17 protein-coding genes, 1 tRNA gene and 1 pseudogene are annotated in these 19,182 nt (G+C 73.3%); 13 read left to right on the plus strand and 6 right to left on the minus strand.

Annotation, left to right across the window (positions count from 1 at the left end):
• The first annotated feature begins 49 nt into the window (after positions 1–49).
• From glyA to ID804_RS01610, 3 genes are all read left to right on the plus strand, one after another.
• Positions 50–1,324, plus strand: coding sequence for a serine hydroxymethyltransferase (glyA, locus tag ID804_RS01600; RefSeq protein WP_188219134.1), 1,275 nt, complete (start codon positions 50–52; stop codon positions 1,322–1,324).
• Positions 1,325–1,326: 2 nt separating this feature from the next.
• On the plus strand, positions 1,327–2,235 hold the full coding sequence (locus ID804_RS01605) for a bifunctional methylenetetrahydrofolate dehydrogenase/methenyltetrahydrofolate cyclohydrolase (RefSeq protein WP_169077760.1): 909 nt from the start codon (positions 1,327–1,329) through the stop codon (positions 2,233–2,235).
• 132 nt (positions 2,236–2,367) lie between these two features.
• The gene (locus ID804_RS01610) at positions 2,368–4,035 is read left to right on the plus strand and encodes an ATP-binding cassette domain-containing protein (protein WP_169077212.1); all 1,668 of its coding nucleotides are present in this window, start codon (positions 2,368–2,370) and stop codon (positions 4,033–4,035) included.
• Here ID804_RS01610 and ID804_RS01615 read toward each other — a convergent pair.
• Both ID804_RS01615 and ID804_RS01620 read right to left on the minus strand, forming a co-directional pair.
• A complete protein-coding gene (locus ID804_RS01615; protein WP_169077213.1) occupies positions 4,032–5,675 on the minus strand; it encodes a 5-oxoprolinase subunit B/C family protein in 1,644 nt (547 codons plus the stop codon). The two genes, ID804_RS01610 and ID804_RS01615, sit on opposite strands and share 4 nt — an antisense overlap.
• A complete protein-coding gene (locus tag ID804_RS01620; RefSeq protein ID WP_169077214.1) occupies positions 5,672–6,436 on the minus strand; it encodes a LamB/YcsF family protein in 765 nt (254 codons plus the stop codon). Before ID804_RS01620 ends, ID804_RS01615 begins: the two co-directional genes overlap by 4 nt.
• Positions 6,437–6,514: 78 nt before the next feature.
• Here ID804_RS01620 and ID804_RS01625 point away from each other — a divergent pair, with 78 nt between their 5' ends.
• The 3 genes from ID804_RS01625 to ID804_RS01635 are packed head-to-tail and all read left to right on the plus strand — an operon-like array spanning position 6,515 to position 8,971.
• Positions 6,515–7,594 (plus strand): Rv2578c family radical SAM protein, encoded by a 1,080-nt coding sequence (locus ID804_RS01625; RefSeq protein WP_169077215.1) that lies wholly within the window; start codon positions 6,515–6,517, stop codon positions 7,592–7,594.
• Positions 7,595–7,640: 46 nt separating this feature from the next.
• Entirely contained in the window at positions 7,641–8,303 is a 663-nt protein-coding gene (locus tag ID804_RS01630; RefSeq protein ID WP_169077216.1) for a response regulator transcription factor, read from the plus strand.
• Complete coding sequence (locus tag ID804_RS01635; RefSeq protein ID WP_169077217.1) at positions 8,303–8,971, plus strand: thymidine kinase; 669 nt, start codon at positions 8,303–8,305, stop codon at positions 8,969–8,971. The genes ID804_RS01630 and ID804_RS01635 overlap by 1 nt, the downstream gene beginning before the upstream one ends.
• Before the next feature lie 87 nt (positions 8,972–9,058).
• On the opposite strand, the gene ID804_RS01640 is transcribed toward ID804_RS01635, so the two are convergent.
• From ID804_RS01640 to ID804_RS01650, 3 genes are all read right to left on the minus strand, one after another.
• Positions 9,059–9,132, minus strand: a tRNA-Pro gene (locus ID804_RS01640).
• 24 nt (positions 9,133–9,156) lie between these two features.
• Positions 9,157–10,080 carry a metallophosphoesterase gene (locus tag ID804_RS01645; protein WP_317451133.1) on the minus strand — a complete coding sequence of 308 codons (924 nt, stop codon included), beginning with the start codon at positions 10,078–10,080 and terminating at the stop codon, positions 9,157–9,159.
• 19 nt (positions 10,081–10,099) lie between these two features.
• On the minus strand, positions 10,100–12,727 hold the full coding sequence (locus tag ID804_RS01650; RefSeq protein ID WP_169077219.1) for a transglycosylase domain-containing protein: 2,628 nt from the start codon (positions 12,725–12,727) through the stop codon (positions 10,100–10,102).
• Between the two features lie 49 nt (positions 12,728–12,776).
• Between ID804_RS01650 and ID804_RS01655 the strand changes: the two are divergent.
• Positions 12,777–12,920: pseudogene (locus tag ID804_RS01655) on the plus strand (DUF4177 domain-containing protein); the annotation flags it as partial.
• A gap of 13 nt (positions 12,921–12,933) precedes the next feature.
• Positions 12,934–13,398, plus strand: a complete 465-nt coding sequence (locus ID804_RS01660) for a RidA family protein (RefSeq protein WP_169077221.1) — start codon at positions 12,934–12,936, stop codon at positions 13,396–13,398.
• Between the two features lie 75 nt (positions 13,399–13,473).
• Here the strand turns inward: ID804_RS01660 and acs are convergent, their stop codons facing one another.
• The gene (gene acs, locus ID804_RS01665) at positions 13,474–15,423 is read right to left on the minus strand and encodes an acetate--CoA ligase (RefSeq protein WP_169077222.1); all 1,950 of its coding nucleotides are present in this window, start codon (positions 15,421–15,423) and stop codon (positions 13,474–13,476) included.
• Positions 15,424–15,959: 536 nt separating this feature from the next.
• On the opposite strand from acs, the gene ID804_RS01670 reads away from it, so the two are divergent.
• The 5 genes from ID804_RS01670 (at position 15,960) to ID804_RS01690 (ending at position 19,066) form a co-directional block, all read left to right on the plus strand.
• A complete protein-coding gene (locus ID804_RS01670) occupies positions 15,960–17,006 on the plus strand; it encodes a CpaF family protein (protein WP_223158884.1) in 1,047 nt (348 codons plus the stop codon).
• Positions 17,003–17,920, plus strand: coding sequence for a type II secretion system F family protein (locus tag ID804_RS01675; protein WP_169077223.1), 918 nt, complete (start codon positions 17,003–17,005; stop codon positions 17,918–17,920). The genes ID804_RS01670 and ID804_RS01675 overlap by 4 nt, the downstream gene beginning before the upstream one ends.
• 220 nt (positions 17,921–18,140) lie before the next feature.
• Positions 18,141–18,329, plus strand: a complete 189-nt coding sequence (locus ID804_RS12395; protein WP_317451170.1) for a DUF4244 domain-containing protein — start codon at positions 18,141–18,143, stop codon at positions 18,327–18,329.
• Between the two features lie 69 nt (positions 18,330–18,398).
• Positions 18,399–18,746 carry a TadE family type IV pilus minor pilin gene (locus tag ID804_RS01685; protein WP_317451134.1) on the plus strand — a complete coding sequence of 116 codons (348 nt, stop codon included), beginning with the start codon at positions 18,399–18,401 and terminating at the stop codon, positions 18,744–18,746.
• The gene (locus tag ID804_RS01690) at positions 18,746–19,066 is read left to right on the plus strand and encodes an Rv3654c family TadE-like protein (RefSeq protein ID WP_169077226.1); all 321 of its coding nucleotides are present in this window, start codon (positions 18,746–18,748) and stop codon (positions 19,064–19,066) included. The genes ID804_RS01685 and ID804_RS01690 overlap by 1 nt, the downstream gene beginning before the upstream one ends.
• Positions 19,067–19,182: the final 116 nt, after the last annotated feature.

A 19,182-nucleotide genomic window follows, 5' to 3' on the forward strand; every position in this document is an offset into this window, starting at 1 on the left:
GCCCGCTCGCGGGGGCCGTGCGCCTCCGCCCGTTCCTCAGGAGTCGTCCGTGTCCGCACTGCCCAGCTCGTTCAACGAGCCCCTCTCCGTCGTCGACCCCGAGATCGCCGCCGTGCTCGAGCAGGAGCTCGGCCGCCAGCGCGACACCCTCGAGATGATCGCGAGCGAGAACTTCGTCTCGCGCGCCATCCTCGAGGCGCAAGGCTCGGTACTCACCAACAAGTACGCCGAGGGCTACCCCGGCAAGCGCTACTACGGCGGCTGCGAGTTCGTCGACATCGCCGAGAACCTCGCCATCGAGCGCGCCAAGGCCCTGTTCGGCGCCGAGTTCGCCAACGTGCAGCCCCACTCGGGCGCCTCGGCGAGCGCGGCCGTGCTGCACGCCCTCGCGCAGCCGGGCGACACCATCCTCGGCCTCGAGCTCGCTCACGGCGGCCACCTCACGCACGGCATGAAGCTCAACTTCTCGGGCAAGGTCTACAACGCCACCTCGTACGGCGTCGACCCCGAGACGATGCTCGTCGACATGGACGTCGTGCGTGCGAAGGCCCACGAGGTCAAGCCGACCGTCATCATCGCCGGCTGGTCGGCGTACTCGCGCCAGCTCGACTTCGCCGCCTTCCGCCAGATCGCCGACGAGGTCGGCGCGAAGCTCTGGGTCGACATGGCCCACTTCGCCGGTCTCGTCGCCGCGGGCCTGCACCCGTCGCCGCTGCCGCACGCGCACGTCGTCTCGACGACCGTGCACAAGACGCTCGCCGGCCCCCGCTCGGGCCTCATCCTCAGCAACGAGGAGGAGCTGTTCAAGAAGCTCAACTCGGCCGTCTTCCCCGGCCAGCAGGGCGGCCCGCTCATGCACGTGATCGCCGCGAAGGCCGTGGCGTTCAAGCTCGCGTCGACGCCCGAGTTCGTGGAGCGCCAGGAGCGCACGATCGCCGGTGCGCGCATCCTCGCCGATCGTCTGACGCGGGATGACGCGACCGGGGCCGGCGTGAACGTGCTCACCGGCGGCACCGACGTGCACCTCGCCCTCGTCGACCTGCGCGAGTCGCCGCTCGACGGCAAGCAGGCGGAGGACCTCCTGCACGAGGTCGGCATCACCGTCAACCGCAACGGCGTGCCCTTCGACCCCCGCCCCCCGATGGTGACGAGCGGCGTGCGCATCGGCACCCCGGCCCTCGCGACCCGCGGCTTCGGCGAGGTCGAGTTCACCGAGGTGGCCGACATCATCGCGCACACGCTCATGCCGAACCCCGACGTCGCCGCCCTGCGCGGGCGCGTCGAGGCCCTCACGGCCGCCTTCCCTCTCTACCCGGGTCTGTGAGCATGACGGATCACCGGCCCACCGGCGCATCCGCTCAGCTCCTCGACGGCACCGCGACCGCTCGCGCCATCAAGGCCGAGCTGGCGACGCGGGTGTCGGCGCTGCGCGAGCGCGGCGTCGTGCCCGGCCTCGCCACGGTGCTCGTCGGCGACGATCCCGGCTCGCGCTGGTACGTCGCCGGCAAGCACCGCGACTGCGCCGAGGTCGGCATCGCGTCGATCCGCCGCGATCTGCCCGAGTCGACGACGCAGGCCGAGCTCGAGGCCGTCATCGACGAGCTCAACGCCGACCCCGAGGTGACGGGCTTCATCGTGCAGCTGCCGCTGCCGAAGCACCTCGACACCGATGCGATCCTCGAGCGCGTCGCGCCCGAGAAGGACGCCGATGGGCTGCACCCGACGAACCTCGGCCGCCTCATGCTGCGCGTCGACCGCGCGATCGACACGCCGCTGCCGTGCACGCCGCGCGGCGTCATCGAGCTCGTCGAGCGGCACGGCCTGTCATGGGCGGGCAAGGATGTCGTGGTCGTCGGCCGCGGCGTCACCGTCGGCCGGGCGATCGGCAGCCTGCTCACCCGGCGCGAGTACAACGCGACCGTCACCCTCACGCACACCGGCACGACCGATCTCGCCGCGCACCTGCGTCGCGCCGACGTCATCGTCGCCGCGGCGGGCGTGCCGGGCATCGTCTCGGCGGCCGACGTGAAGCCGGGCGCGATCGTGCTCGACGTCGGGGTCTCGCGCGTCACCGACGCCGAGACGGGCGAGAGCCGCATCGCGGGCGACGTCGCCGACGACGTGCGGTCGGTCGCCGCGTGGGTGTCGCCGAACCCCGGCGGTGTCGGCCCGATGACGCGCGCCCTGCTGCTGGCGAACGTCGTCGAGACGGCGGAGCGCGCCGCGGGGGTGTGACGGTCAGACGATCGTCGGTTGACGGGTGCGGGGGCGTGACGTAGCCTCGTCTCCGCTATGGAGAGTTGACGCAGTCTGTCCCGCGCCCGAGGCTTCGCCCGGCGGGAGACCTGCGAGCCGATCGGCATCCTCTTGGCACCGTCTTCGTCCTCCGCGCGCGTCGCGCGCACCGCATCGCCCGTCCGTCCTCTCGTCGCCTCGGGCGTCGTCCGCTCCTTCCCCGACCGCGTCGTGCTCGACGGCGTCGACCTCGTCGTCTCGCCCGGCGCGCGCGTCGGGCTCATCGGTGAGAACGGCGCCGGCAAGTCGACGCTGCTGCGTGCGCTCGCCGGCGTCGACCCGATCGATGCCGGCGAGGTCTCCGGCCCCGACCTCGTCGGCTACCTGCCGCAGGAGGTGCGGCACGACCCGAACGCGCCGCTCGAGAACGTCATCGAGGATGCCGTGGCGCCGCTGCGCGCGCTCGAACGGCGCCTCCAGGCGGCAGCTGGCGATCTCGAACGCGACCCGCACGCGGCGGAGCGCTACGCGACTGCGCTCGCCGAGGCCGAGGCCGTCGACCTCTGGGGCTGGGAGGCGCGCCGCGACGCCCTGCTCGAGGGCTTCGGCCTCGCGCATCTGTCGCTGCGCACCCCGCTCGGCGCCGTCTCCGGCGGCCAGCGCAGCCGGCTGGCGCTCGCCGCGCTGCTGCTCGCCCGCCCCGACGCGCTGCTGCTCGACGAGCCGTCGAACCACCTCGACGATGCGGCGGTCGCGCTGCTCGTGCGCGAGCTGCGCGCGTGGCCGGGCCCGGTGCTCGTCGCGAGTCACGATCGGGCGCTGCTCGACGACGTCGCGACGGAGCTCGTCGACCTCGACCCGAGCCGCCGCTCGGCGTCGGGTGAGACTCGCGGCGCGCTCACCCGCTATGGCGGCGGCTTCAGCGCCTACCTGGTCGAGCGAGCGCTCGAGCGCGAGCGCTGGGAGGCGCGCGTCGCCGCGGAGGAGCGCGAGCTGCGCCTGGCCCGCGCCGCCGTCGTCGGCTCAGCCCGCGAGCTCGAGGGGCGCGAGCGTGCGCCGCGTGACAACGACAAGTTCGTGCAGCACTTCAAGGGCGCGCGGCAGCAGTCCGCGACGAGCCGCCGGGTGCGCGCCGCCGAGCAGCGCGTGGCGGAGCTCGAGGCCGGGCGCCTGCCGCCGCCGCCCGCGCCGCTGTCGTTCGCGGGCATCCCCGCGGGGTCGACGGCGCTCGCCGACGAGGTGCTCGTGACCCTCGAGGATGCCCGCGTCGGCGATCGCCTGGCGCCGACGTCGCTGCGGGTGGCGGGCTGCGATCGCGTGCTCGTGTCGGGGGCGAACGGGGCGGGCAAGTCGACGCTGCTCGCGGCGCTCGCGGGGCTGCTGCCGCTCGATGCGGGTCGGCGGGTGGCGCGGCGCGGGCTGCGCGTGGCCCTGCTCGAGCAGGACGTGCGCTTCGCCGAGCCGGCGCGCTCGGCGCGCGAGCTGTACGCGCGCGCCGTCGGCGACCGTCGTGCCGAGCTGCTGCCGCTCGCCGACCTGGGGCTGCTCGCCGCGCGCGACCTCGACCGGCCGGTCGGCGCGCTGTCGGTGGGGCAGCAGCGTCGGCTTGCGCTCGCGCTCGTCGTGGCGCGGCCGCCGCACGTGTTCCTGCTCGACGAGCCGACGAACCACCTGTCGCTGCAGCTCGCGGGCGAGCTCGAGCGGGCGCTCGGCAGCTATCCGGGCGCGGTCGTCGTCGCGACCCACGACCGCTGGCTGCGCGCCCGGTGGGAGGGTCGGGAGGTGCGGCTCGGGGCCTAGCGGCGACCGGTGGCGAGGCGCAGGCGCACCGCCTGCCCGGGGCGGGCCTGCGCGAGGGCGTCGAGCCCGGCATCCGTGACGACGGCGATGACGGGGTAGCCGCCGGTGACGGGCGCGTCGGGGCCGAGGATCGTCGGGGCCCCGTCGGGCGAGACCTGGATCGAGCCGGGCAGCATGCCCTCGCTCGGCAGCTCGCGGCCCGCCGCCTCGGGGGTTCTCGCGAGCGCGGGCCCGTCGAGGCGCACGCCGGTGCGGTCGGCGCGCGCCGAGACCCGCCACTCGGCGTCGAGCAGGGCGTCGTGCGCCTCGGTCGTGAACCAGTCGTGCCGCGGGCCGGGGCGCACGGCGAGCTCGAGCGGGCCGTCGTCGGGGGCGTCGAGCGGCACGAGGTCGATCGTCGGCACGGGGCCCGCGACCGCGTCTCCGATGGCGAGGATGCTCCCCGCCGTCAGCGCCGCCGGCCCGAGCCCCGCGAGCGTGTCGCGCGATCGCGACCCCAGTTCGCTGGGGGCGTCGAGTCCACCGCGCACGGCGACGCTCGCGCGGAGGCCCCGCTCGAGGCGGCCGACGTGCAGCAGCGCCCCGTCGCGCTCGGCGTGCACGGGCAGCCGCGGCGGCACGCTCGCGCCGTCGAGCGTCACGGGGCCGTCGCCGCCCGTGACGGCCACCCAGGCGCCGGCCGGCAGCGCGAGGGTCAGCCCGCCGAGCAGCACTTCGAGGGCGGCTGCCGTCTCGTCGTTGCCGACGAGCCGGTTCGCGAGTCGGTGAGCCGCGCGGTCGAAGGCGCCCGCCGCCCCCACCCCGAGGGCGGCGCGTCCCGGGCGCCCGAGGTCCTGCACGAGGGTGAACGCGCCGGGGTCGAGCACCCGCACGGCGCGGGCGGCGCCGGCCGCGGCGGCGCCTGCGGCGCCCGCCGCGCTCGCGCCGCCGCGCGCCCCGTCTGCGTCCACGGCACGGGCCGCTTCGCCCGCCGCGGCGCTCGGCTCGGCGCCGCCGGGCAGCGCGCGCACCGACATGAAGCGCACGAGCGCGCCCGGCGCGACGAGCGCGGGCGGGTCGCGTCGGGCATCCCACAGCGTCGCGTCGGTGCGGCCGATGAGCTGCCAGCCTCCCGGCGAGCTCCGCGGGTACACGCCCGCATACTCGGCGGCGAGGGCGACGGCGCCCGCGGGCACGGCCGGCCGGGAGGTCGCGCGCCGCGGCACGGGCGGCGGAGCGGTCGCGGGGTCGGCGGGCACGAGGTACGGGAAGCCGGGCGCGAAGCCGACGAACGCGCAGCGCCACAGCGTCGCCGCGTGCCGCTCGGCGACCGCATCGGGCGAGCAGCCCCACAGCTCGGCGACCGCCGCCAGGTCGTCGCCGTCGTAGACGACGGGAAGCTTGACGGCGGCGCCCTCGGGCAGGTGCGCGCGCGGGTCGGCGTCGGCGAGCGTCTCGCGCAGCCAGTGCTCGGCGTGCCCCAGCCCGAGCCGCCGCGGGTCGAGCCGCACGAGCACCGTGCGCGCCGCGGGAACCAGCTCGAGCAGCCCCTCCGGCGGGGCGGCGGCGAGCGCGGAGTGCGCGGCGACCGCGAGCTCGAGCGAGCCGACCTCGACGAGCAGCGCGCGGTCGCCGCACGGCAGCACGCGCGCCTCGATCACGGCACGCCGCCGCCCGTGGGGCGCACGGAGACCCCGGCCCGCTCGAGCGCCTCGCGCACGGCCCGCGCGAGCGCGGCGGCCCCCGGAGTGTCGCCGTGCACGCACAGCGACTCGGCCGCGACGCGCACGATCGAGCCGTCGACAGCCTCGACCTCGCCCTCGACGGCGAGCCGCACGGCGCGCGCGGCGACGAGCCCGGGGTCGTGCAGCACGGCGCCCGGTCGCGACCGCGGCGCGAGCGAGCCGTCGGGCTGGTAGGCGCGATCGGCGAAGGCCTCGGCGACGAACGGGATGCCCGCCTCGCGGCACGCGCGCTCGATCGCCGACCCGGGCATCCCCAGCACTGGCAGCGCGCTCGCGGCCGCGACGCGCGCGACGACTTCCGCGCGCTCCGCGTCGCGCACGATGCGGTTGTAGAGGGCGCCGTGCGGCTTCAGGTGCGCGAGCGTCGCGCCCGCGTCGGCGGCGGCCGCCGCGAGCCGCTCGACCTGCTCGCGCAGCTGGCGCTCGAGCGTCACGGCATCGACCTCGACGTCGCGACGGCCGAAGCCCTCGCGGTCGTCGTAGGAGGGGTGCGCGCCGATGACGACGCCGCGCGCGAGTGCTTCGCGGATCGCGGTGGCCATCGTGACAGGGTCGCCGCCGTGGGCTCCGCAGGCGAGGTTCGCGCTCGTGACGACCGCGAGCATCGCCTCGTCGTCGCCGACCACGGTCGGCAGCCACGACTCGCCGAGGTCGGCGTTGAGGTCGATCGCGGGCATGCTGCGAGCCTACGACGCGGGCTCGGCCGAGCATCCGGCCCCTTGCCGGATTGTCGAACATGTGTTCGAATGTCGGGCATGCGGTGGAGCGGGCAGGCGGCGACGGCGACGGCCGACGACGCCCTGCCCGAGCTCGAGAGCACCGTCGCGATCGCGCGCCTCTCCGGGCTGCAGCGCACCGTGCGGCCGCCCGAGTTTGCCGGTCTCGTCTTCCACGAGGTGCTCGCCAAGACCGCCCTCAACCGCGTGCCCGGCGGGGGAGGGGCGCTGCCCTTCGGCCACACCGTCAACCCGTACCGCGGCTGCACGCACGCGTGCGTCTACTGCTTCGCCCGCCCCACCCACGGCTACCTCGACCTCGACACGGGCGAGGGCTTCGACCGCCAGATCGTCGTCAAGATCAACGTCGCCGACGTGCTCGCGCGCGAGGTGCGCCGAGCCTCGTGGGGCCGACACCCGGTCGCGCTCGGCACCAACACCGACCCCTACCAGCGCGCCGAGGGCCGCTACGCGCTCATGCCCGGCATCATCACGGCGCTCGCCGAGAGCGGCACGCCCCTCAGCATCCTCACCAAGGGCACGCTGCTGCGGCGCGACCTGCCCCTGCTGCGCAGCGCCGCCGAGCTCGTGCCGGTCGACGTCGCCATGTCGATCGCCATCTACGATGACGCGCTGCAGCAGTCGCTCGAACCGGGCACCCCCACGACGGATGCCCGGCTCGCCACCGTCGCCGCCGCCGTCGAGGCGGGGTTCGATCCGGCCGTGTTCCTCATGCCGGTGCTGCCCGACCTCACCGACACGCGCGCCCACCTCGACGAGGCGTTCGCCCGCATCCGCGCGACCGGGGCCCGCACCGTGCTCACGAGCGCGCTGCACCTCAAGCCCGGCGTGCGCGAGTGGTTCTTCGCCTGGCTCGAGCGGGAGCATCCGCATCTCGTCGCCCGATACCGGGCCCTCTACGCGGCCGGGCCGTACGCGCCCGCCGGCTACCGCGAATGGCTCGCGGCGCGCGTGCGCGAGCTGCGCGCCCGGCACGGGCTCGGCACGCGACCGCTCGACCAGGCCACCGGCACCGTGCGCAGCCGTGCGCTGCGCACCGACCGGTCGGCAGCGGATGCCGCACCCGACGTGCACGCGGGCACGCCGACGCTCTTCTGAGGCGTGGGGCCGACGCACGCGCGCCCGCGTCTTCTAGAGTCGGAGCATGCAGATCAGCGAGCGCAGCGGCACGCCCGTGCGGCTCGCGATCCTCGACGACCACGAGCTGCTGCTCGACAGCATGACCTCGTGGATCAGCGCCAACGCGCCCGACTTCGAGCTCGTGCTCACCGCGAGCACGTGGTTTGGGCTCGTGCAGAGCGACCGGTTCCCGACCGACCTCGTGCTGCTCGACTTCCAGCTGCAGGAGCCCGTCTCCATAGAGGCCCGTGTGCGCACCTGCCGCGCCGCCGGCGCCAAGGTCATCGTGCTCTCGAGCCTCGACAGCGCCGACGACCGCGACCGGGCCTTCGACGCCGGTGCCTCCGCCTTCCTCTCCAAGACCCTCGGCCTGCCCGAGGTCATGGAGACCGCGCGTCGCGTGATGGGCCTCCAGACCACCGGCGCCCCCGTGCGCGACTGGCGCCCTCTGCCCAGCGGCGCGACCAGTCCCGCCAAGCCGAAGCTCTCCGTCAGCGAGAAGGAGGCCCTCGTGCTCTACGCGAGCGGCCACTCCACGACCGAGGTCGCGCGGCAGATGCACGTGCAGTACGAGACGGCGAAGACCTACCTGCGGCGAGTGCGCGAGAAGTACGCGCGCGCCGGCCGCCCCGCGAGCACCAAGACCGACCTCATCCGACGAGCAGCAGAAGACGGGCACCTGCGCTGATGGCGAAGCTGTACTTCCGATACGGGGCGATGAACAGCGGCAAGAGCACCGCGCTGCTCCAAGCCGCCTACAACTACGAGGAGCGCGGGCAGCAGGTGCTGCTCGCCAAACCGCGCATCGACACCAAGGGCGACCAGCTCATCGTCTCGAGGCTCGGCGTGACCCGCGCCGTCGACTTCACCGTCGGCGCCGACGACGACATCTACGCCGTCTTCCAGCGCGAGCGCGAAGCCGTCATCCGCTCCACCGGCCGCGACGTCGCCTGCCTCCTGCTCGACGAGGCCCAGTTCCTCTCACCGCAGCAGGTCGACGACCTTCTGCGCATCGCGATCCGGGAGGACATCCCCGTGCTCGCCTACGGCATCCGCACCGACTTCCAGACCGCCGCCTTCCCCGGCAGTCGGCGACTGCTCGAAGTCGCGCACTCCCTCGAAGAGCTCAAGACCATCTGCCGCTGCGGCCGCAAAGCCGTCTTCAACGCCCGCACCATCGGAGGCGTCTTCGTCTTCGACGGCGACCAGGTCGCCATCGACGGCGAGGATGTCACGTACGAGAGCCTCTGCGGAGCGTGCTACCTCGACGAGTCGGGCGACTCGCTCGCCTCCGGGTGGCGGGCGCCCGTCGCGCTCGGCGGGGTGGAGCTCGGTCCCGACCCTGACTTCAGCTAGCGGGATGGCCGGGGCGGCTCCTCGCCCCGTTCGACGTCGGACAGACGAGAAGGGACCGCCCTCTGGGCGGTCCCTTCTCGCTTCCGGTCGGGGTAACAGGATTTGAACCTGCGGCCTCGTCGTCCCGAACGACGCGCGCTACCAAGCTGCGCCATACCCCGGTGCGCCGCGTGAGCGGCAACTTGTCAAGAATAGCCGATGTCGCCGGCCTCGAGCGTCACGAGCACCGCCTCCGGGGGGCACGCGAAGCGGAACGGCGCGTAGATCGAGTGGCCGAGGCCCGCCGAGACGTTGAGGAACGCGGCGCGATGCGCGTGATGCCACACGCTCAGGCCCCGAGCGCGCTCGCGCGGGAGATCGCAGTTCGTGATGATCGCCCCGAACCCCGGCAGCGCCACCTGCCCGCCGTGCGTGTGGCCGGCGAAGATGACGTCGGCGGCCTGGGTGGTGAAGGCGTCGAGCACGCGGCGGTACGGCGCATGCGTGACACCGATCATGACCGCGGGGTCGTCGGTGTCGTCCTCGTCGAGCTCGCGCAGAGCATCCACGAGCCCCGGCAGCACGTCGAGACGATCCCAGCCGCGGTGGGCGTCGTTCGTTCCCATGAATTCCAGGATCGAGCCGTTGATCGTCAGCTGCGCCACGTCGTTGTTGAGCGAGTGCCAGCCGAAGCGCTCGGTGAACAGGCGCTCCATGGCATCGATGTCGAGCGGCTCGGCCTCCGACTCGCCGCTCGCCCTCGACGGGCCGGTCAGGTAGCGCAGCGGGTTCTTGAGCGTCGGCGCGAAGTAGTCGTTCGAGCCGTGCACGAACACCCCGGGCACGCCCTCGAACACCGACAGCGCGTCCTCGACGGCCGGCAGCGCGTCGCGATGCCCCATGCTGTCGCCGGTCAGCACGATGAGGTCGGGGCGCAGGTCGGTGAGCGAGCGCACGAATTCGATGCGGTCGAACTGCCACGGTGCCAGGTGCAGGTCGCTGAGGTGCAGCACGCGGATGCTGTCGGCCCCCGGTGCGAGCACGGCCACCGTCTCGCGGCGCAACTGGTAGGCGCGGCGCTCGACCGCGGTCGCGTACACGGCGGCGGCCGCCGCGGCTCCGAGAGCCACGGCGGCCGCCACGCGCGCGCTAGTCGTCATCACCCGGGCCGGGGCCGGGGCTCGGGCTGCCGCCGCCGCCTCCGCCGCCGCCTCCACCGTTGCCGCAGCTCTCGCTCGCGACGCCGATGGTGATGAGCGTCGCCTTGCTCGTCGACGTGCCGGGTGCGGGATCCTGGGTCTCGACGATGCCCTCGCGGTCGGGGTCGGGGCCGCCGTTGATCGGCACGCACTCGACGCCGATGTTGCTGAAGCCGGCGCCCTGCAGAGCGGCCCTGGCCTGTGCCTCGTCGTAGCCTGCGCTCACGACGTCCGGCACGGCGGCGAGGTTGCCGTTGGAGAGCGAGACCCGCACGATCAGGCCACGACCGACGACGGAGCCGGCAGCCGGCGACGTCGCGGCGACCGAGCCCTCAGCGACGGCCGAGTCGATGCGGTCACCCTCGGCGTACCGGAGCCCGAGTCCCTCGAGGATCGCCCTCGCCTGCGCGGGAGTCTGCCCGACCAGGTTGGGCAGCTCGATGCCGTTGCCGCGCAGCAGGCGCTGCGGCGGCTCGGGGAAAGCGTTGCCGCCGTACTGCGCATTGCCCGCCGTGAGGATCTCGCGCATGATCCGGTGACGGAGCTCGCCGCCCCAGAAGCCCTCGGGGTTCTGGTACTGACGGATGCGGAAGTCGCCGACGATGTTGCCGACCCAGACCGCGGTCGCCATCTCCGTCGTCGACGTGATCACCCACGTGTCCTTCGACCGGTCGGTGGTGCCGGTCTTGCCGATGATCGGCGTGCCGTCGAACGGATTGCTCAGCGTCGCCGTGCCCCCATCGACCATGGTGGAGGCCATGGCGTACTGCGCGGCCGCGGCGACCTCGGGGTCGATCGCCTGGTCGCACTGGGGTGCCTGGCCCGGCAGCTCCTCGCCCTCGCGAGTCACGAAGCGGTCGACGATGATCGGAGCGCAGGTCTGCCCGTTGTTCGCGATGGCGGCGTAGGCCACAGCCATGGAGAGCGGGGAGACCTCGTTCGTGCCGAGGACGGAGGCCGGGGTCGAGCCGAGCTCGCCGCCATCAGCCCGCACGACGCCGAGGTCGACCGCGCGGTTGCGGATCTCACAGAGGTCGAGCTGCGTCGCCATCGAGACGAAGGCGGAGTTCACGGAGCGCCGGGTCGCCTGGATGGCGTTCATCGACGCGGCCGCGCCCTCATCGTTGCCGAACCGGTACCGGTCGACACCGATGTCGACACAGCTGTTCGTGAACGCCGAGAACGGGTACTCGAACGTCGACGCGTCGACGACCTCCTGCAGCCCGCGACCCTGATTGAGCCACTCGATGAGGGTGAACATCTTGTACGTCGAACCCGGCTGGAAGCCGCTCGAGCCGCCGTAGTCGATGCTCGTGTTGAAGTTCACGGCCGTGTACTCGGGGCCCGGCGGCGTCTCGCTGTTGTCGAACACCTTGTTCTGGGCCATCGTCAGCACCCGACCCGTGCCCGGCTCGACCGAGATCGCCACGGCGCCGAGCTGCAGGCGGGTCTCGCTGGCCGGTGCGTAGCGCCACACCGCGTCCTGCGCGACGGTCTGCAGCGAGAGATTGAGGGTCGTGTAGACGTCGAGTCCGCCCGTCTTCCACGTCGCGAGTCGCGCGTCGGCGTCGGCGCCGAGCGATTCGAAGTTCTTCACGTTCCGCACGACGTAGTCGCAGAACCACTTCGCGTACTGCTGCGCGGCGATGCACCCGTTGCGCGGCGCGGTGGGGGTGACGAAGTTCTCGTCGACCGGGATCGCGACGGCGTCGTCGTACTCCTGCTGCGTGATCATGTCGTACGCGAGCATGTTGCCGAGGATGACGTCGCGTCGCTCCTGATTACCCGCGTAGTTCTCCGGCGTCTTGAGCGATCGGGCTCCCGGCTCCTGCACGATGGCGATGAGGCTCGCGGCCTGCGGCAGGGTGAGGTCGACGGCGTTGACGCCGAAGTACTCCTGCGCGGCGGCCTGGATGCCGTAGGTGTTGCCCCCGAAGCCCGCGATGTTGAGGTAGGCGAGGAGGATCTCGTCCTTCGAGAACTCCTTCTCGAGGTTGATGGCGAGCTTGGCCTCGTTGAGCTTGCGCTGCAGGCTCGACACCTGGCACTCCTGCACTCCGGCGCGGGCGGCGTCGAAGTCCGTGTCCTCGACCTTCAGTGCCTCCTGGATGCAGATGTTCTTCACGAGCTGCATCGTGAGCGTCGAGGCGCCCGATTCGATGCCGCCCGAGGCGAGGTTGCCGACCGCGGCGCGCACGATCGACTGCACGTCGACGCCGTTGTGCTCGTAGAACCGGCGGTCCTCACCGGCGAGCGTCGCGTTCTTCACGAAGTCGTTGAGCTGGTCGAAGGCGATCTCCTCGCGGTTCTGCGCGTAGACCGTCGCGATCGCGGTGTAGCCGTCCTCCGGGTTCGCCGTGTTCTGCGCGTAGAGGGTGTTGCGCCCCGGCAGCTCGTTGATCTCGATGTACTCGGGGAGGCTCTCGAAGACCCCGATGGTGTTGCTCGCGGCGATGCCCGTGAGGGCGATCGCGGGGGTGACCATGACCGTGGTGAGGACTCCTGCGACGACGGAGAGACCGAGCATCCCCAGGAGGGCCCCCGATCGCGACGAAGCCGTGCGATTCTGCGCAGACATAGGCTCTAGGGTACGGGAAGACCTTGGAGCGAGGCCGAAGGAGCCGACGATGACTCAGTGGGAGTACACGACCACGCCGCTGCTGATCCACAGCACGACCGCGATCCTCAACAACTGGGGCGAACAGGGCTGGGAGCTCGTGCAGGTCGTCACCGGCCCCGAGGGCGGACTCGTCGCCTACCTCAAGCGCCCGAAGGCGGCGTGAGATGAGCCGCATCGAGTCGCGCCTGACCGAGCTCGCCCTGAGCATCCCCGCGATTGCGAAGCCGGTCGCCGCCTACGTGCCCGCGACGATCACCGGCCACCTGGTGCTCACCGCCGGCCAGCTGCCCTTCGTCGACGGCGCGCTGCCCGCGACCGGCAAGGTCGGCGCCGAGGTGAGCGCGGAGGACGCGGCCCGCTACGCCGGCCAGTGCGTGCTCAACGCGCTCGCAGCCGTGCAGGGCGTCATCGGCTCGCTCGACCGCATCACGCGCATCGTCAAGGTGACGGGCTTCGTCGCCTCCGCCCCCGACTTCACCGGGCAGCCGGCCGTGCTGAACGGCGCGAGCACCCTGCTGGGCGACATCTTCGGCGACGAGATCGGCGCGCACGCTCGCAGCGCCGTCGGCGTGGCGGTGCTGCCGCTGGATGCTCCGGTCGAGGTCGAGCTCATCGTCGAGTTCGCCTAGCCGAACCCGACGCGCCGCGCGCACAAGAACGGGGCCCCTCCCGCGCGAAGGGGCCCCGTTCTCGTGCCGATCGTCTCAGCGCACCGTGTCGGTGATGACGTTGATGACCGTGGAGTCGGTGAGCGTCGTCGTGTCGCCGATCTCGCGACCCTCGGCGACATCCCGCAGCAGGCGTCGCATGATCTTGCCGGAGCGCGTCTTCGGCAGCTCGGCGACGACGAAGATCTCGCGGGGGCGGGCGATCGCGCCGATCTGCTCGGCGACGTGCGCGCGCAGCAGCTGGCTGGCCTCCGTCGCCGAGACGTCCTTCGCCTTCTTCGAGCGCAGGATCACGAACGCCACGACGGCCTGACCGGTCGTCTCGTCGCTCGCGCCGACGACGGCGGCCTCGGCCACGATGGGGTGCGACACGAGCGCCGACTCGATCTCCATGGTCGACAGCCGGTGGCCGGAAACGTTCATGACGTCGTCGACGCGGCCGAGCAGCCAGACGTCGCCGTCGGCGTCGAGGTGCGCGCCGTCACCGGCGAAGTACTTGTCGCCGAACTTCGACCAGTAGGTCTCCTGGAAGCGCTCGGGGTCGCCCCAGATGCCCCGCAGCATGCTCGGCCACGGCTCGGTGACGACGAGCAGGCCGCCCGCCTCCTTGCCAACGTGCGTGCCGTCCTCGTCGAGCACGTCGATCGAGATGCCCGGCATGGGCACCTGCGCCGAGCCCGGCTTCGTCGTCGTGACACCCGGCAGCGCGCTGATCATGATCGCGCCGGTCTCGGTCTGCCACCACGTGTCGACGACGGGCGTCGTCCCCCCGCCGATGATCTCGCGGTACCAGACCCACGCCTCGGGGTTGATGGGCTCACCGACCGAACCGAGCACGCGCAGGCTCGACAGGTCGTAGGCGAGCGGGATCTCGCGGCCGGCCTTCATGAACGAGCGGATGGCCGTCGGCGCCGTGTAGAAGATGGTCACGCCGTACTTCTGGATGATCTCCCACCACCGCCCCGGGTGCGGGGTGTCGGGGGTGCCCTCGTACATGACCTGGGTCGCGCCGTTGGCGAGCGGGCCGTAGACCATGTAGCTGTGGCCGGTGACCCAGCCGACGTCGGCGGTGCACCAGTACACGTCGGTCTCGGGCTTGAGGTCGAAGACGACCCGGTGCGTGAACGACGCCTGCGTGAGGTAGCCGCCACTGGTGTGCAGGATGCCCTTGGGCTTCCCCGTCGTGCCGCTCGTGTACAGGATGAACAGCGGGTTCTCGGCCTCGAAGCCCTGCGCCTCGTGCTCGGGCTCGGCCTGCGCCATGGCGTCGTGCCACCAGAGGTCGCGGCCCTCCTCCCACTCGACCTCGTTCTCGCCGCGGCGCACGACGACGACGTGCTCGACGCTCGTCTCGGCGGCGGCCAGCGCTGCGTCGACGGCGTTCTTGAGCGGGAAGACCCGGCCCTTGCGCCAGCCGCCGTCGGCGGTGATGACGAGCTTGGCATCGGCATCCTCGACGCGGGCGCGGATGCTCTCGGCGCTGAAGCCGCCGAAGACGACCGAGTGAATAGCGCCGAGGCGCGCGACGGCGAGCATCGACACGACCGCCTCGGGGATCATCGGCAGGTAGATCGCCACGCGATCGCCCTGCCCGACGCCGAGGTTCGCGAGCATGTTGGCGGCACGCTTGACCTCCGCGGTGAGCTCGGCGTAGGTGATAGTGCGGCTGTCGCCGGGCTCGCCCTCCCAGTGCAGGGCGACGCGGTCGCCGTTGCCGGCTTCGACGTGCCGGTCGAGGCAGTTGTAGGCGACGTTGAGCTCGCCGTCGTGGAACCAGCGCGCGAAGGGCGGGTTCGACCAGTCGAGCGTCTCGGTGAAGGGGCGGTGCCAGTGCAGCGCGCGCGCCTGCTCGGCCCAGAAGCCGAGCCGGTCGGCGCGGGCCTGCTCGTAGAGCTCGGGGCCGGCCACGGCCTGAGCGGTGAACGCCGGGTCCGGCGCGAAGCGCCGTTCCTCGTGCAGGAGGCTGTCGATCGAAGTCGTGGACATCGTCATCCTTGGTCGATGTGCGTCACAGGCCTGGACTGCCGCAACGGTGAGGTGGTCGCCTGTCATCCTATGCACGCGCGCGGCCCGTGCCAGGGCTCGGAGGCGGGGTGCGACGAACGCGCGCGTCGAGGCGACGAGCGGGCGCATCCGCGCCCTTCGACGGCGATGTCGGATGCTCGGGTCGCGTCGCGACCGCGTTCCTGGCCCCTCCTCCGCCCGTTCTCGGCACTCGGTGCCCTTGATTTTCCGGCCCCCGAGCGAGGGTCGGCATTTCGGAGGACAAAATCATCCCCTAAACGCTTGACGGGGAACTCTCCTCACGTAAACTGAACGACGTCAGCAGCAAGACTGACTTGCGCGGCACGAGCACGATTCCCCCCAATCGCGTGCCGCCGAGGCGGCGTCCATGTCCCCCCAAGTTGGGCGCCGCCCCCCAACGTGCGAACGGCTCCTCCCCAGCGGAGGGGCCGTTCCTCGTTTCCCGAGCGGACGACCGTGTCCTCCCGCGGGCGGTGCCCGTCCGCGAGCCTGGCGCCATGAGCGCCGTCGACTTCGTGCCCCGTGACCCGCGTCGATCGGCGTCGGAGCCCTCGCCGTCGGCGGCACGGATGCTCCCCGCCGAGCTGCGCGCCCTGCTCGGGCCGCTCGCCGCCGCCGTCGACGACGAGCTCGTCACCGACGTGTTCGTGACGGGCGACGGTCACGTCTGGCGCGACGCGGGGGAGGGGCCCGAGTTGGTCGACGGCGTGCGTCTCAGCGCCGAGAGCGCTCGCGAGCTCGCGGTGCGCCTCATCGAGCACGGCGGTCGGCACATCGACGAGGCGACGCCGTGCGCCGACGTCCGCATCGGCGACGGTCTGCGCGTGCACGCCGCCCTGCCGCCCATTGCCTGGGCGGGGCCGGCGCTCTCGCTGCGACTGCCGCGATCCCGACCGGTCACGCTCGAGACCTCCGGTCATGCGCCGCAGGTCGTGGCCGCGCTGCGCGACGCGCTGCTGCAGCGGCGCACGGTGCTCTTCACGGGCGCGACCGGATCGGGCAAGACCACGATGCTCTCCGCGTGGCTGTCGGCGGCCTCCGCGCGAGAGCGCATCGTTGTCATTGAAGACGTCGCCGAGGCTCGGATCGACCACCCGCACGTCGTCGGGCTCGAGTGCCGCCAGGCCAATCTCGAGGGCGCGGGCGAGGTCGACCTGGCCAGGCTCGTCCGCGAGGCCCTGCGCATGCGGCCCGACCGTCTCGTGGTCGGCGAGTGCCGGGGCGCCGAGATCCGCGAGTTCCTCGCCGCGCTCAACACCGGCCACCGCGGAGGGGCGGGCACGCTGCACGCGAACTCGCTCGCCGACGTGCCGAGCCGGCTCGAGGCGATCGGCATGATCGCGGGGCTCGACCCGCCCGCGCTCGCCCGTCAGGCGAGGAGCGGGATCGATCTCGTCGTGCACCTGGCGCGCGACCGCTCGGGGGAGCGATCGGCGGCGCTCGGGCGCTTCGTGCTCGACGATCGGGAGCGGCTCGCGATCGCCCCCTGGCGCGCGCCGGCGCAGGCCGAGGGCGGCGCCGAACCCGAGGCGGCGCATCCGTGACCGCCGAGGCCGACGCGCTCGCCCGCCACGTCCATCGCCTGTCTGTGCTCGTCGCGGCCGGCGTGGCCCCGGCGTCCGCCTGGCGCCACGTGGCGGGGGCGGCGCAGCCGGCGGATGCTCGGCTCGACGCCCTCGTCGCTCGACTCGACGCCGCCCAGCCGCTGTCGTCGGCGCTGCCGGAGGTCGCCCGCGACGCAGGTGAGCCGTGGCGGGCCCTCGCCGCGGCGTGGGCGGTCGCGGCGGAGAGCGGGGCGCCGCTGGCGCCGGCGCTCGCCGCCTACGCGACAGCGCTGCGCGATCGGGCAGCGGCCGAGCGCGACGTCGTCGTCGCGCTCGCCGGCCCACGGGCCACGGCGCGCGTCGTGCTCCTGCTTCCCCTCGTGGCCGTCGTGCTGGCGCTGCTGATGGGGGTCGACCTGCTCACCACCCTGCAGCAGCCCCTCGCGATCGCGAGCGTTGTGCTGGGGCTGCTGCTCGTCGTCGCTGCGCGGTGGTGGATCACCCGCCTGCTGCGCGCGGCGGCTCCTCCCTCCTCCTCGACGGGGCTCGACCTGGACCTGCTCGCCGTCGCGGCTTCCGGTGGGGGCTCGCCGGAGGCGGCGCGGCGTCTCGTGCGGCGCGCCCTCGACGCCGTCGCGCTCGAGCACGCGGTCTCCGCGGAGGCGGGCGCCGACCTCACCGCGGAGCTGGTCGTGCTCTCCCGGCGCTCCGGCGCTCCGCTCGGCGCTCTCGCGCGCGCCGAGGCGAGTGAGCTCCGTGGTCGGGCTCGCGCCGAGGCTCGGCGCACCGCGGAGGTGCTCGCCGTGCGGCTCATGCTGCCCCTCGGAGCCTGCGTGCTCCCTTCCTTTCTGCTGCTGGGGGTCGTGCCGATGCTCATCGGGCTCCTCTCCTCCACAGCGACGCTCGGGCTCTGAGCTGCTCCGTTCGGCCGGATCGCGCCCCGACGCCCGGCGCGCCGCTGCAGACTCGAGCCGGTTCGTGCCCCGACCGCGACGCGAGGCGTCGCCCGACCGAAAGGTGCCCGTCATGGCACGTCACCGCCCGACCTTCTCCTCGTCCTTCCGTGCCGCGGCGCCGTCGCCGACGTCGGGGCTGCTCCCCCCGCACCGGCAGCGCGCGACGCTCCAAGCCGCCATCACGGCGGGGCAGGGATCCTCGCGCTCCGTCCTCGCGGATGACACGGGCGCGGCCACCGCCGAGTACGCGATCGCGACGATGGCCGCGGTCGGCTTCGCCAGCCTCCTCGTGGTCATCCTCCGCAGCGAGGAGGTGCGCGGCATCCTCACCGGTCTCGTGCGCACCGCCCTCACCGTCGGGGGCTGAGCGGTGGGACGAGCGTCTGCGCCGCGCGGTGGCGACCGTCGCCGGCGCTCGGCCCGCGACCGCGGCGCCGTGTCGGCGGAGGTCGCCGTCGCGCTGCCCACCGTGGTCGTCGTGCTCGTGGCGTGCCTCGGGGGCATCGGTGCCGCCGTGGCGCTCGGGCGAGCGCACGACGCCGCCGCGGACGCCGCCCGGCTCGTCGCCCGGGGCGACCCCGTCGAACGGGCCCGAGGCCACGTCGCGAGTGCCGCGCCGGGCGCGAGCCTGACGATCTCCCGCTCGGGTGACCTGGTCTGCGCTGTCGTCAACGTCACGCCGACGGTGCTCGGCATGCCCATCCCGCTGTCGGCGCGCTCCTGCGCCCTCGCTCCGTCGGCGACCGAGAGCCCCGTCCGCGCTCTCGAGGTGAGGACCGCCTGATGGCGGGCGCCGTCCTCGTGGTGAGTGCGCTCGTGACGACCGCGAGCCTGGGGGTCACCGGAGTCGCCGCAGCGACGGCGCTCGCCGAGTCGCAACGGCTCGCGGGCGTCGCCGACGCGGCGGCCCTCGCCGGCGGAGACGCGATGCTCGGGTGGGTCTCAGAGCAGCCGTGCGACGCCGCGACGCGCGTCGCTCGCGCCAACGGGGCGCCCCTGACGGCGTGCTCCATCGAGGGCGCGACGGTCGTCGTGACGGTGTCCGGTGCGGCTCTCGGGCTGCCGCTGCAGCGATCCGCCCGAGCGGGAGCGCCGCGAACATGAGGGGTCCGCCGTCGGGCGGCGTCCTGCACGGACTGTGTATGGTGTGCCTGACCGCGGCGTGCGAGCCGCGGCGACCGCCGGGGTGCGGAGTCATCCCCCCGGACGCCCCCGAGATC

It is taken from the genome of Microcella alkalica (genome assembly GCF_014595885.1).
Classification (GTDB): domain Bacteria; phylum Actinomycetota; class Actinomycetes; order Actinomycetales; family Microbacteriaceae; genus Microcella; species Microcella alkaliphila_B.

Coding starts and splice junctions, on each gene's coding strand:
- ID804_RS01650 (WP_169077219.1), bottom strand. CDS start 12,727: ATGTCTGCGCAGAATCGCACGGCTTCGTCGCGATCGGGGGCCCTCCTG.
- ID804_RS01660 (WP_169077221.1), top strand. CDS start 12,934: ATGAGCCGCATCGAGTCGCGCCTGACCGAGCTCGCCCTGAGCATCCCC.
- ID804_RS01630 (WP_169077216.1), top strand. CDS start 7,641: ATGCAGATCAGCGAGCGCAGCGGCACGCCCGTGCGGCTCGCGATCCTC.
- ID804_RS01670 (WP_223158884.1), top strand. CDS start 15,960: ATGAGCGCCGTCGACTTCGTGCCCCGTGACCCGCGTCGATCGGCGTCG.
- ID804_RS01635 (WP_169077217.1), top strand. CDS start 8,303: ATGGCGAAGCTGTACTTCCGATACGGGGCGATGAACAGCGGCAAGAGC.
- ID804_RS01620 (WP_169077214.1), bottom strand. CDS start 6,436: ATGCCCGCGATCGACCTCAACGCCGACCTCGGCGAGTCGTGGCTGCCG.
- ID804_RS01690 (WP_169077226.1), top strand. CDS start 18,746: ATGGCGGGCGCCGTCCTCGTGGTGAGTGCGCTCGTGACGACCGCGAGC.
- ID804_RS01605 (WP_169077760.1), top strand. CDS start 1,327: ATGACGGATCACCGGCCCACCGGCGCATCCGCTCAGCTCCTCGACGGC.
- acs (WP_169077222.1), bottom strand. CDS start 15,423: ATGTCCACGACTTCGATCGACAGCCTCCTGCACGAGGAACGGCGCTTC.
- ID804_RS01625 (WP_169077215.1), top strand. CDS start 6,515: ATGCGGTGGAGCGGGCAGGCGGCGACGGCGACGGCCGACGACGCCCTG.